Consider the following 13,534-nt stretch of genomic DNA (forward strand, 5'->3'; position numbering starts at 1 on the left):
GAAGGAGTATCTTTTTTGAATTTACGATCCTATAAACACAAAACACAATATTACGAAACAGACCAAATGAAAATCATTCATCATTCAAACTACATTCGCTGGTTCGAAGAAGCTCGTAGTGATTTTATGGAACAAATTGGAATGAGTTATGCCAAAATGGAAGAAAAAGGATTCATCGTTCCAGTTCTCTCTGTGTCAGCGGAATATAAATCCATGGTACGCTTTGGTGACACAGTCATCATCGATACAAAAGTGGTCACTTATAATGGAGTCAAGTTAGCTTTGGAGTATACAATTCGAGATGAAGAGACAAATGAATTAAAAACCACCGGAAATAGTTTGCATTGTTTCTTAAATGGAGACGGCAGGCCCGTTTCCCTCAAAAGAACTGCTCCAGAAATTCACCAATTATTTTTCGATTCGATGGATGGTTGATTTAGAGCGGATCCTTCAGCATGATTTTTTCGCTGAACATCCCCTGCTCACACATAACTTAATATACAGAAAGAACCCTTTCAAAGAATATTTATCTTTGAGAGGGTTCTACTTTATTTGCTTCTAGAACATCAATAAAATGATCCGTTAAATTTGCGGTAAATCCCCAAAGTGAATGGCCGTTTAATTGATAGAAGGGGATGCGATGTTTTCCAGCGCGGAATTTATAATCCTTCCCATTTGGAATACGATCAAACGGAAAATCTTCCTCATGTTTCAGATAATATTCAGAAGTATAATAGGTGGGGCGATTCTCAATGAAATAACGTAAAGGAACAGTAAACAGACTTGCGACTTCTTCGTTAAAATAAATTTCTTCAAAGGGTATACTGAGTTGCCCAACAAAACAATGAATAATCGTGTATTCATTCGCAATAAAATCAATTTCTCCGAGAATATTTATATGTTCCCTAGTAATATTTAATTCTTCCATTGTCTCTCGGACCGCTGCTTCTTCAAATGTTTCACCTGCTTCGACTGCTCCACCAGGAAATGCTGTTTCACCAGGCTGTGAAATGTGGTTACTTCTAACTTCATACAGAATGTGCCATTCTCCGTTACGATGAATCAGTGGTAACATAACTGAAAAAAGTCGTTGCTTTCCTAAAGGTTTACTTTGATAATTGTTTAGTATCTCTTCAATTCGATCTAACATTCCTGCGCCTCCCCTCCTTGTTTCTATCAGTATAACAAAAAAGCAGGAATATTTCTAATTCGAAATACTCTGCTTTATTTTTTTATCTTCTTTTTAATGGTTTTACTGCTGGTCCTTCTAAAACCTTACCTTCCTTATCAAATCGAGAACCATGACAAGGACAATCCCAAGTTTTTTCTGCGTCATTCCAATTCACTGTACAGCCCATATGGGTACAAGTTGGATTTATTTCATACAACTTTCCTTCTAAATCTTTATAGATTCCTCTTCGTTCTCCCTGAATAGTCACTAAAGCTCCTTCGCCTAAAGCAATGTCCGAATACCCCTTCGTATCGGGAGCTATCTTACCACTCACAATTTCTTTTCCAACTAAACTATTTTCTTTTATTAGGTTCATCACTGTATGAGGATTTAAATGAGAACGGGTCGGGTCAAAAAGTTTTTTATATGGACTATTTTCCTTATCTATGATCTGCGTCAATAGTATAGCAGCAAATGCTCCTTGTGCCATACCCCATTTATTAAACCCTGTAGCTACTAAGATATGTTCATTTAATCGATTCATTTTTCCAATATAAGGTATTTTATCCGGGGTGGTTAAATCTTGTGTGGACCACTGATACTGAACTTCCTTCCTTTTAAAAACATCTTTTGAAAATTTTTGTAGTTTTTGATAATGCTGCTGCATATTTTTTCCGCGTCCGGTTGTGTGATTTTCACCGACAATCAACAGGAGCTCCTCCCCGTTATTTCCACGTACAGAACGAAAAGAACGCGAAGGCGTTTCTGCATTAATATACATCCCAAGAGGCAACTTTACGTTCGTTTCAGTGAGGAGAGCATAAGAACGACTAATTTTTAATCGAGAAAAATATAATCCCTTCTCATCATTAATTGGATAATGAGTTGCTATAATTACTTTATCAGCACGAAGGATATGATCAGATTCCACAATAACCTCTTGTTTTTCTTTGTTTTTTACTTCTACAGCCCTTGTTTGTTCATAAATCTTTCCTCCCAGCCGTACAAAATCCTGAACGACTGCTTGTAAGAATTTAACTGGATGAAATTGCATTTGTCTTGGCACTGCGATAGCGGCAGTCATTTCCATGGGAAAATTCGGTATATCGAAAGAAAGATAACCTTCTATCCCTATCGTTTGATATGCTTTCATTTCATTTAGTACTTTGTGTTTTCCCTCTTGAGTAGTGGCATAAACAATTGCATCTTTTTCTTCATCATCACATTCTATCGATAAATCTTGAATGGTTTGACGAATAAACGATAAACCTTCTTCATTCGCACGATAATAAGCAGTAGCCTTTTCTTTTCCGTGAAGCTTCAAAAGAGTTTGATAGAGCAAGGCATGTTGAGAAGTAACTTTTGCGGTCGTATATGCACTCACCCCATTTGCAACACGCTCAGCTTCTAGTAGGACTACTTCTTTTCCTTTTTTGGCTAAGAGCCAGGCAGTTAAAATCCCCACCATTCCAGCCCCAATAACCGCTACTTCTGTAGAAACATCTTCTTTTAGCGAATCAAAGGAAGGATGGTTGGTGGTGTCACTCCAAAATGAAATATTTTGTTCATTGTCCATTTTCTATACCCCTTTTCTAAAGGCTAAGCATCAACTACTTCTATCCCTGCCATTTTTCCTAGGTCTTTGTATGTCTCCTTCGTTTTCTTATTATAAAAAGTGACGGCAATTTCTCCGGCAATCCCTTCCTTAATTATTTTTTCCATACCTGTTGGAATCGGTGCAACTAGTTGCCCTTGTATTTTAGTTTTAACGTTCATTTCTAACCTTGCTTCTTTATTTTCAACGGTTATGTCTAATTGATTCTCTTCTGAAGAATGAATGTCTATTCGACTATTGTTATAAGTTGCAAATCGATACTCTCTTTTATCGTAATAAAAGCTGCAAATAAGTCCCTGAAACTCTTTTCCATAAAAGGGAATATGAGCATAGGAGAAAAATAAGCTGGCAGTGGGATTTTCAAAATGATTGCTTTGAAGCCAGATATAATCTTTTGGAAAATTATTACCCCAATCTTTTTCAATATATCCCTTCCCACCGGTAAAATCTATTTTCAGACCATTTATTTCCAAGTCACCTTTTAATAAATGACTCATGCTCACTACTTCATGGTAGCATTCCATCTTTGGAATATACGAAAATGGACCCATAATGGTTGGAATATAGGGAGTTCTCTTGATAGATAGAAACTTTCCTAACTGCAAAATCCCATCAATCTTTATAGTGTCATCTTCTAAATGAACGGAAACTAAACTTTCACTAAAAAGACTATCTGCAATTTTTACCGTGAAAGGGTTATCATTCCAAATAAAAGCTTCTAGTGCATATCGGACATAACCTGTTTTTGTAATATGCTTATCATTGTTATCTAGTGTTACATAGATGTATTGAATAAAACAATGAGGATCTTTTTCATTTAGTGTTACTCCCGGAATAAGACTTAGAGCACTTTTTTCATCATAACTAACTTGTTTATAGTACCAGCCTTCAAAATAAGCACGTTTTCTCAAGTTTCCTTGAAAAGGTAAAACATTTTTCTTGGAAAAAATCATAGAAATCACCTTTTCTGTTAACGTTTTTGTTTTCTCAACTATGAAGGAATAGAAGCAGTTTTGTCAAATAATTACTTGAAATAGTATACATTTAAAAACAGCTCTGTAATTTATGGTGTTAGTGAGTTAAAGGAAAGTGTCCTGTACATAGAATTATCTATCAAGGTAAAGAGAGAATTTAAACACCCGCTTTCCTTGATAAATCGTGGTTATCAAGGAAAGAGGGTTGTAAAAAAAAAGACTTTAGCTGATAAGTTATTTTTATCAAGGAAAGTGTCCACTTTAATCGGTGTCTTTACCTGATAAAAATTAAACTTGGGACAAATTGAGCTATTCAGATAGTCTTCTCACGTCCCTTAACAAAGCAAGCAAAGCCATCTGTATCCAAAATTATAAAGTCGATAGTTTTAGGGTCACCAACTTCATTTGACAGAAAACCTAAGAAAAGCGGACAAATCCGCCTTGGCCTATGAAAAAATAGGAAATTTGACCCTGAATTGTCAGGAGACTTCACGCTTCAGCGGGTTAGTCGAATGATATGCGTTAGCGAGCAGCGAAGCGCGCAATGGGGCAAATTTATCTTTTTTTCACTAGGTCAGGACTTGGGAGCTAGACATTGATGGCTGAACTTATAATCCCCTAGTCTATAAAAAAGCCAGGACAAATCCAAAAGAATTGTCCTGGCTTTTTCGTTATTTTATTCTTTAACCTGAATGCTTTTTACATCTGTACTTTGAACTTCTATTGCGATTGAATCGCCTGCTTTCAAGAATGGCAATCGGTCATACAGGGAAACTTTTGCAGTATAAACTATTTCATTATTATTATCCAATGTGAAATAATAAGTCGTTTCGCCGTTAATTACGACCGCTTCAATCAAGGAAATCACACCCGAGACTGATTCTGTGACTACAGGCTCGCCTGAATCATCCTCATCGGTTATTATAACTGCCCCGCCGTTATATGCATTCCATGCAAGCTGCAAGGTATCACCTACTCCAACTCTTTGATAATTTAGCGCATCCACAAATGCATATAATTTAATCAAACCCGCTGAGTCTTTTAATGATAATTGATAGACCGGTTTTCCATTCATGTTAAATAACAGAGGAAAGGTACTTTGATATTCCTTTTCTTGAACAGAACCTTCTGCGCTCTCCATTGCACTCCATTCTGTAGCCGTACTAATGTTATAACGGTAAGATTCTTTTGTACGTGAGTTCACCAATAAGAAGCCAATGTTGGATTCATCTGAACTAACTGAAGTTAAACCTGTATAAAGATACAGATCATCATCCATTACCAAATAATTATAACCTTCAGCATTTTGAATTACACCGCGCTTTGTAATCACACTGTTCCAATAGCCACTTTGGAATTGACCGTTATAGTTAATTTGGGCCATTACCATATCTGCTGGAAATACACGATCCACCCAATCTGGAATATCTTCTAGATCGTATTTTATAATATCTCCCGTGGTTGCATCGACTATAAAAGCGCCGACAACATCTTTGGAACCTAAGAAGCTAAATTGGCGTTTCACAATGGGGGCAATGTAATAAGGATGCCCCTCTTCATCAACTTCAAAAGCAGGTCGTTCAAATAAAGTAGTGGGGTAACGTAAGAATATATGACGAGTAATATCATCGTTTAGCAGTCCAGAATGTGAATAACGAATCGTTTTATCCAAATCTACTAAGTCAGCTTCTCCGGTAACCATGTCCACTAACACATAATGGGGGATACCTTCACTTCGATTACTGAACCAGCGCCAAGCATTCACATATTCCAAAGGAGAGACTCTTACCGAATTCCCTTGATAGACAATTTGGGTAAATTCATTTGATACATTAAATTGTGATACTAAATCCAGTACTTCTCCAATTTTGCGACTACCCAATCTTTCTGCCATATCACGATCGATTGTCGGTATTTGACTAGGATCACTAATACTTAAATCCTCATCAAAATCCCCTTCTTGGTGAGTAATCAATGTCGCATAATCTTTAGAACGAAAAATCGGAACTCCTATAAGAAAGCCAACTAAAAGTGCAAGCAGCCCTAAACCCATCAAGGCTCCATTTATTCTCATTACCTTTACACTCGTCTTAGCATTAAGCGTATACGAGAGAAACATACTGATTCCTAAATAAACAAAGATATTTAACCAGAACTCTAAAGATTGAAATGTTAATGGCGTTAAAGAAAAATACCAATAAATAAGTAATCCAACCAATGGAATTCCATATGATAAAGCAAAATTTTTCCAGTTTTTCATTATGAAATTCACCTCTTCCTTCTTTTATTATACCATCTACATAAGAAAAAACCCGATTATCATTAAAATAATAATCAGGTTCATTTGTTCTATTGATTTCTTACAAAAATTGGTTCTGGAGCATTCTCATTTGCTTCCAATTCTGTTTCTTCATCTTGAATACCAAAACGCACTTTTATCTTATCAATGATTAATGCTACAGCATTATCTCCGGACACGTTACATGCAGTTCCAAAGCTGTCTTGCGTTAAATACAAGGCAATCATCAGGCTGGCAATCGGCCCATTAGAAACAATCCCGATAATCGGTAAGAAAGGTAACGCGCTCATTACCGCCCCACCTGGCGCTCCAGGAGCAGCAACCATACTGATACCTAAGATGAGGATAAAAGGAAGGATTTTCGTGAAGCTAAAGTCCATTCCATTCATCATCAACAAGGCCATCGAAAAAGCGGTTAAGGAAATCATACTTCCAGAAAGATGAATTGTCGAACAAAGCGGTACTACAAATTCACGAATACTTTTTGAAACACCATTTTTCTCTGCGACATCCACGTTTACGGGTATTGTGGTAGCAGAAGATTGGGTTCCCACAGCTGTCAACCATGCCGGTATTTGATTTTTCAAAAAGGTAATTGGATTTTTCTTGGTTATTGCCCCTGCCACCCCGAATTGGAAAAGTAAAACAAGAAAATGCATCGCAAAAATAATGAGGTACACTTTCCAGAAGACACTTAAAATCCGCCATACTTCGCCTGTATAGCTCATTAAAGAAAAAGTAGCAGCAATATAAAATGGGAGTAAAGGAATGATTGTTTTTTCTAAGACCATTTGAATGATTGATTGAAAACCACTAAAGAAATCACCCATCATATTACCAACACTATTATTTTTCTCTTGTCCACGTAATGTCGAGATTCCAAGTCCCATAATAAAAGCAAATACTAATGCGGAAGTCACATCCACCATCGGATCTAGTGGGATTGTAAAATAAGGTGTAATTGAAGCAGAACTTCCTTCTCCAATTGCAGCAAATGATTCATTATTTATAAAGAACGGAAATGCGATACGAGAAACAATGTAAGAAAACGTTCCTGATATCAATGTAAAGCCATATGCCAGTGCTAAGGTTAAGCCCAACAACTTGCCAGCTCCACTTTTTAGTTCGCCAATTCCAGCCGTTACAAAGGCAATGACCATTAACGGAATAATGAAAGAAATATACGCAGAGATGAAGGAACTAAATGTAACAAAAATACGAATCATACTTTCAGATGCGAATGCACCTACAAAAATACCTACAAGAATACCTACAATAAGTTTTGGTACTAAGCCAATTTTACCTTTTACCATCTTTACCTCCATTAAATTAAAAAGTGATTAAAATATGCTTTCTATCATAACTGCTTTCATTTCCTTTGTCAATTTCATTTCAAGAAGTAGATATTTTGTTTCAAAAAAACAAAAAAGATAAACTTATACTCGTTTATCTTTTCCCATTTGTGTTTGATATAAGCGTTGATACAATCCCGGTTGCTCAATTAGCTCTTCGTGTGTTCCTTGTTGTTGAATAGAACCTTCTTCCAACACAATAATTTGTTCTGCATGACGAATTGTTGATAATCGATGTGCCACCATAATCGTCGTACACGAATCCATTAATGGTACAATTTCTTTTTGAATTTCTTCTTCAGAAAGAGAATCAAGTGAAGAAGTTGCTTCGTCAAAAATCAAAATAGCTGGCTGTTTCAAGATAACCCGTGCAATCGAAACACGTTGTTTCTCTCCCCCCGACAGTTTCATCCCACGATTTCCAACAATCGTATCCAAGCCCTCAGGAAGACTCTTCAGAAAATTTGTTAAATGCGCTTTTTCTAGAGCTAGAATCAAATCTTCATCCGTTGCTTCAGGATTTGCGATTAATAAATTTTCTCGGATTGTACCGTTAAACAAATAAGTCTCTTGCGTAACTACCCCTATATTTAATCGTAAAGAAGCTAAATCATACTCCTTTATGTTCGTACCATCTATTTTAATCTGCCCAGATGTCACGTCAAATAACCGAGGAATTAAATTGGTGATGGTTGATTTTCCAGCGCCTGAAGGACCAACCAAAGCGAGTGAGGATCCCGGTGCTACATGAAAACTTAAATCATGCAATACAGCTTTCTCTTTAGAATATTGAAAATAAACTTGCTCAAATTCCATGTCGCCCTTTAACGTTTTTCTTTTTACGGCATCAGGCTCAGAAATAATTTCTGGTTTCATATCCAAATATTCAAAAATCCGATTAAATAAGGCGGTCGAGCGAACGAGGTCAACTTGTACGTTCATCAAAGAATCAATTGGAAAAATTAATCTACCTAACAAAGTAACCATAACGGTGATATCCCCAATTGTAAGACTTGATTGACGATAAATTATTAAATACCCGCCAACAACGTATAAGATGAGCGGTCCCATATTCGTAATTACTTGCATAAGACCACGAAAGCCTCTTCCAGCGACACGTTCACGGATATTCAGATTGACTAAATTTGTATTTAGTGTTTGATATTCTCTCATTTCGTTCTCTTCACGAACAAAAAGCTTCGTCAATAATTGGCCACTGACAGATAAAGATTCATTCAATAGCTGTTGCGTTTTATCAGCTTCTTTTCTTGCCTGCATCGTCAAATCCCAGCGGGCCTGGCCTGCTTTCTTCATTGGAACAATCATCAATGGTACGATGACTAATGCAATTATAGCCAAACGGATATCTTTCCCCATCATAGCTACAAAAGCAACTGCTAAAGTCATGATGTTGCTCATTAAGGTTGTGAAAGTTTGCGTGATAACTGATTCCACTCCAGAAATATCCTGCATCATTCGTGATTGGATTTCTCCTTGTTTATTCGAAGTGAAAAATTGATGACTCATTTGTTGTAAATGGCCGTACATCTCTTCGCTCATATCTTTCGATACGTGCTGACCAATATAGGCACTTAAATAGCTGCTTAAAACCGAAACGAGTGACGATACAATTAGCAAACCAAAGGAAGCACCGGCAAATACCAATAGGAGCTTAAAATTTCCGCCTATAATGCCTCTATCAATCATTTCTCCGGTTAACAATGTGGGAATGATAGATAGAATAGCAGAAACAACTACTAAGAAAAGTGACAGTAGATATTGGCTGCGATAAGGATTTAGATAATGAAATATCCGACTAATAAAATTTCTCGTTAGTTTGGGCGCCTTCTTTACTTCATCTTTACTTAATTGCTCGAATCTCATCCTCGCCACTAGGCATCAACCCCTTTTTGTAATCCCTTCGTCAGCTTCTCACATAAACTAATAAAAGTTTCTCGCTCTTCTTCATTCAAAATGGTTTCGATTATTTTTTTTTCCTTCTTTCTGATTTGCGTACTATCTATTATTCTTTGACGACCATTTTCAGTTAAATGCAGCCCTTGTTTTCTTTTATCAGATTCAATTGGTTTTTTTTCAATTAAACCATCTGCCTCTAATCGCTTCGTTACTTCAGAAACAGAAGCAGCTCGAATATCCAGCAAGTCTGCTAATTCGGACGCCGTCATACCCGGTGTCTTTAGTAAATGGCGCAGTATGCGAAACTGACCATGGCGCCCTTTTTCCTGAGGGGTATCGCCATGAGTTCGGCGACGTAGTACACGACTTAAATGCATCACACTATTTACAATATCTTTTTGTTTCATCCAATCATCTCCATCTTAGTTAGGTACCTTACTATTATGTCAGGTACCTAACTAAATGTCAATAATTGCTTGTTCCTTTTTTTTATTGCTGGTATCATTCTTTTTTACCATTGATATAGATAGATTTTTTACGTATACTAGGTATAGTCGTAATTAAATAAACCTTGTTAGGTGAGGCTCCTGTATCAGAGATACGCTGCTGCCCAGAAACGTCGAAAGACGCCAATGGGTTACCAGGAATTTTCGAATTAAGGGAATTCTTAATGTAGCTGGTTGATCCTATGCTATACAGTGCCAAAACTAAACGAAGAGGTATTGGTGAGAAGTTCTTCCTATTTACTAAATCAACCGCCTCTTTGTGAGCGCGGTTTTTTGTATTTTTTCTGGAGGTGGTTATCATGGATCCTTGGCCGAGTAAAAGCTGGCTGATACATATTTTAAGAGACGAGGACATGTTAGCCCTCGTAGAAATGGAGATATAAAATGAAAAACATCGAATTAAGAAAACAATATTATTACGAAGAAGTATATGAGGCAGTAAAGAAAGATAATCGAAATTTGTTTCGGAAACTATTTCTCAAATTACACACAAAAGACCAACTTGATTTATTCCAAGAATTATACCCAGAAAAAAAACGAAAAATAGAAAAAATGTTACTGCCGGAAGAGTTTGCTGCTGTTTTTGAATGGATGGAACCTTCAGAACAACATGAAACTTTTCATTTTTTCTCAGCTGAGTATGCTGCTAAAATTCTTCTAAATATGGCACAAGACAATGCCGCTAGCTTTTTAGAAGATCTGGAGCAAAAAGAAAGAGACCTTCTTCTTTCTCAACTGCAGGAAGAGGATCGAGATACGCTGAAAGAACTACTCTCCTATGAAGCAGAATCAGCTGGTTCGATTATGACAAAAGAATTCTTAGCTTTTTCTCCTACCGATACAACAAAGGAAGTAATTGCTCAAGTACGCCATCATGCGAATCAAGCTGAAATTATTTATTACTTATATGTTGTTGATAAAAACAACAAGCTCATAGGTGTTCTTTCTTTACGAGATCTTATCTTGGCTCAGGAAGAAGATACAATCGGGAGCTTGATGTTTACTCAAGTTGCTTTTGCTCGTCTAGACGATGACCAAGAAAAAGTAGCACGACAAATTCAAGATTACGATTTACTAGCAATACCAATCATTGATGAATATGATGTTTTACAAGGGATTGTTACTGTTGATGATGTGATGGACATTTTGGAAGAAGAAGTTACGGAAGACTTCCAAGAGTTTTCAGCTATCAGCAAGTCTGAAGAACCTTCTGAAAAGATATGGGATATAGCACGTTCCCGTATCCCTTGGATTGTTATTCTTTTATTTATGGGTATGATCAGTGCCAGTCTAATTAGTTCTTTTGAAGAAACCTTAAGTCAAGTGGTCGTGTTGGCTGCGTTTATTCCGATTATCATGGATTCAGCTGGGAATGTTGGTACTCAATCGCTGGCTGTTGCTGTACGTAAGATTACTTTAAAAGATGAAGCAGATTCTATTGGAAACACTCTATTAGTTGAATTAATCGTAGGAACGATTATGGGTATTATCTCTGGTACTGTCTTATTAATCACTGTTCTCGTTCTCTACCAAAATATGGTTCTTGGCCTTATTTTAGGCACGACTTTACTTATTACATTAAGTATTTCCACTGTCGTTGGGGCATTTATTCCATTCTTGATTAATAAAATGAAATTCGATCCTGCTATTGCTTCTGGCCCTTTTATTACTACTATCAATGATATTTTAGGTCTTTACATCTACTTTACAATTGCATCGTTATTCTTACACCTAATCTAAATAGTGATAAAAAGGAGTATTCCGGTTGGAATACTCCTTTTTACAAAACATTTTGGGCTCTTTCTTTTTTTACATCTATATTTGTATCGCTCACATGTCGTTGAATGATATCCAAAAACTCAGCGCCATATTGCTCGAGTTTACTTTGGCCAACTCCATGAATAGCTAAAAACTCCTCATCATTTAAAGGTAGTTTTGCGGCCATATCAATCAAAGTTCGATCTGTAAAAACAACAAAAGGCGGTTTTCCAATTTCTTGCGCAGTTTTCGTACGAAGTTCTCTAAGCTTTTCAAAAAGACTTTCATCATAATTATGAATATCCGCCACTTCTTTTTTCGATGATTTTCGGACATCTTCAACAATTTTACGAGTCATTGACAGCGTAACTTCTGCTTTCAGCAATTGATTTGTTTTTGTTGTGAACGTCAAAATGGGATACTTATCTCCAGAAAGAGAAAGAAATCCTTCGCTTATTAATAACGAAATAATATCTTTAATTGTATTATCGTTATAATCAGACATGATTCCATGGGTGGAAAGCTGATTAAAATTCAAACTTCGTATCCGCTCATTATTTTTCCCTCGTAAAACATCGGTTACCATTCCTGTTCCGAAGCGTTGATTCATCCGATAAATACAAGATAGAATCTTTTGACTTTCAACAGTGACATCCATCGTCTCCGTATTCCCATCACAGTTTGAGCAATGTTCGCATTTCTGCCAAGAAGGGACTTCATCAAAGTAACCCAGTATATAACTGCGCAAACATTTTCCCGTTTTACAATAGGAGATCATCCGGTTTAATTTGTCTTTGGCATGCGGCTGATTACCCTGCTCAATCAAGAATGTGTTCGTAATAATATCCTGACTCGAATACAAGAGAATTGCTTCGGAAGGAGCTCCATCTCGCCCAGCCCTCCCTGCTTCTTGATAATAACTCTCCATATCAAGCGGCATATTATAGTGGATGACTTTTCGTACGTTCGACTTATCGATTCCCATTCCAAATGCATTGGTTGCCACCATGATGGATTTGCGATCATAAATAAAGTCTTCTTGATTTTTAGTACGCTCATCAGCGGGAATACCTGCGTGATAATAAGTTACCGAGAATCTTTTTTTTACTAAACTATGATAGACGGTTTCCACATTCTTTCTCGTATTACAATAAATGATTGCCGAGTCAGAATTATTGATATATTTCAATAAATCCGTAGACTTCTTCTTGGTAGGTATTACTGAAAAATAAAGATTCGGTCGATCAAAACTAGCAACGTACTGGTGTGGATTTTGTAAACAAAGCTGTTTGTTGATATCGTGTTTTACTTGAGTCGTTGCCGTCGCAGTGAATGCTGCAAACGGAACAGGATAATCAAAAGCCTCTCTTAATTGCGGGATATTTCGATAACTTGGCCTAAAATCTTGACCCCATTGGGATATACAGTGCGCTTCATCAACCGCAATCAAATTAATTTTCATATTTTGGATAACATTCATAAAGTGTTCGCTGTCCAGACGTTCAGGGGCAATATAAAGTAAATCATAATAGCCAAACATCGCTTTATTCATCGTATCATGATAGCTACTTTTATCCATTTGGCTATTGATATAACCAGCTCTCACTCCCATCGCCTGCAAAGTATCCACTTGATCTTTCATCAAAGAAATTAACGGCGAGACTACCAAGCTCGTTCCTTCCATGCATATGGCTGGAATTTGATAACACAGAGATTTTCCTCCACCTGTTGGCATAATCGCTAATACATCTTTCTTATTCATAATCGCTTCAATAATTTGTTGTTGTCCTGGTCGGAAAGAATCAAATCCATAATTTTTCTCTAGAACTGTTTGTATTGTCTTCATTCGTTCCCTCCATTAAATCTACTCTTAATCAGTATACATGAAATCGTATGAATTTCTATCAACGTGCTATAATAAACCCAAAAAAGGAAGTGGAAT

General features: G+C 36.7%; 10 protein-coding genes and 1 riboswitch. Of the genes, 2 read left to right on the top strand and 8 right to left on the bottom strand.

The annotated features are described in order from the left end of the window. Positions 1 to 15 precede the first annotated feature (15 nt). Positions 16 to 435: an acyl-CoA thioesterase gene (locus tag EJN90_RS00860; protein ID WP_126108434.1), complete on the top strand. Its 420-nt coding sequence runs from the start codon at positions 16 to 18 to the stop codon at positions 433 to 435. Positions 436 to 526: 91 nt separating this feature from the next. Here EJN90_RS00860 and EJN90_RS00865 read toward each other — a convergent pair whose 3' ends face one another. The 7 genes from EJN90_RS00865 to EJN90_RS00895 all read right to left on the bottom strand — a co-directional run bounded on the left by EJN90_RS00865 (position 527) and on the right by EJN90_RS00895 (position 9,735). Continuing rightward, positions 527 to 1,150 carry an NUDIX hydrolase gene (locus EJN90_RS00865; RefSeq protein ID WP_126108435.1) on the bottom strand — a complete coding sequence of 208 codons (624 nt, stop codon included), beginning with the start codon at positions 1,148 to 1,150 and terminating at the stop codon, positions 527 to 529. Between the two features lie 82 nt (positions 1,151 to 1,232). Further along, the gene (locus tag EJN90_RS00870; protein WP_126108436.1) at positions 1,233 to 2,747 is read right to left on the bottom strand and encodes an FAD-dependent oxidoreductase; all 1,515 of its coding nucleotides are present in this window, start codon (positions 2,745 to 2,747) and stop codon (positions 1,233 to 1,235) included. Between the two features lie 23 nt (positions 2,748 to 2,770). Continuing rightward, entirely contained in the window at positions 2,771 to 3,739 is a 969-nt protein-coding gene (locus EJN90_RS00875; protein WP_227872540.1) for a tocopherol cyclase family protein, read from the bottom strand. Between the two features lie 697 nt (positions 3,740 to 4,436). Next, positions 4,437 to 6,020 (bottom strand): hypothetical protein, encoded by a 1,584-nt coding sequence (locus EJN90_RS00880; RefSeq protein ID WP_126108437.1) that lies wholly within the window; start codon positions 6,018 to 6,020, stop codon positions 4,437 to 4,439. An 89-nt stretch (positions 6,021 to 6,109) separates the two neighbouring features. After that, positions 6,110 to 7,372, bottom strand: coding sequence for a dicarboxylate/amino acid:cation symporter (locus EJN90_RS00885; RefSeq protein WP_126108438.1), 1,263 nt, complete (start codon positions 7,370 to 7,372; stop codon positions 6,110 to 6,112). Positions 7,373 to 7,495: 123 nt separating this feature from the next. Next, the gene (locus tag EJN90_RS00890; protein ID WP_126112177.1) at positions 7,496 to 9,295 is read right to left on the bottom strand and encodes an ABC transporter ATP-binding protein; all 1,800 of its coding nucleotides are present in this window, start codon (positions 9,293 to 9,295) and stop codon (positions 7,496 to 7,498) included. 8 nt (positions 9,296 to 9,303) lie between these two features. Next, the gene (locus tag EJN90_RS00895; protein WP_126108439.1) at positions 9,304 to 9,735 is read right to left on the bottom strand and encodes a MarR family winged helix-turn-helix transcriptional regulator; all 432 of its coding nucleotides are present in this window, start codon (positions 9,733 to 9,735) and stop codon (positions 9,304 to 9,306) included. 156 nt (positions 9,736 to 9,891) lie between these two features. Continuing rightward, positions 9,892 to 10,054: riboswitch (M-box (ykoK) riboswitch) on the top strand. 164 nt (positions 10,055 to 10,218) lie between these two features. On the opposite strand from EJN90_RS00895, the gene mgtE reads away from it, so the two are divergent. After that, positions 10,219 to 11,574 (top strand): magnesium transporter, encoded by a 1,356-nt coding sequence (gene mgtE / locus EJN90_RS00900; protein WP_126108440.1) that lies wholly within the window; start codon positions 10,219 to 10,221, stop codon positions 11,572 to 11,574. Between the two features lie 40 nt (positions 11,575 to 11,614). On the opposite strand, the gene recQ is transcribed toward mgtE, so the two are convergent. Then, on the bottom strand, positions 11,615 to 13,438 hold the full coding sequence (gene recQ, locus EJN90_RS00905; RefSeq protein ID WP_126108441.1) for a DNA helicase RecQ: 1,824 nt from the start codon (positions 13,436 to 13,438) through the stop codon (positions 11,615 to 11,617). Positions 13,439 to 13,534: the final 96 nt, after the last annotated feature.

Origin of the sequence: Jeotgalibaca ciconiae (assembly GCF_003955755.1) — a bacterium.
Taxonomy (GTDB): Bacteria; Bacillota; Bacilli; order Lactobacillales; family Aerococcaceae; genus Jeotgalibaca; species Jeotgalibaca ciconiae.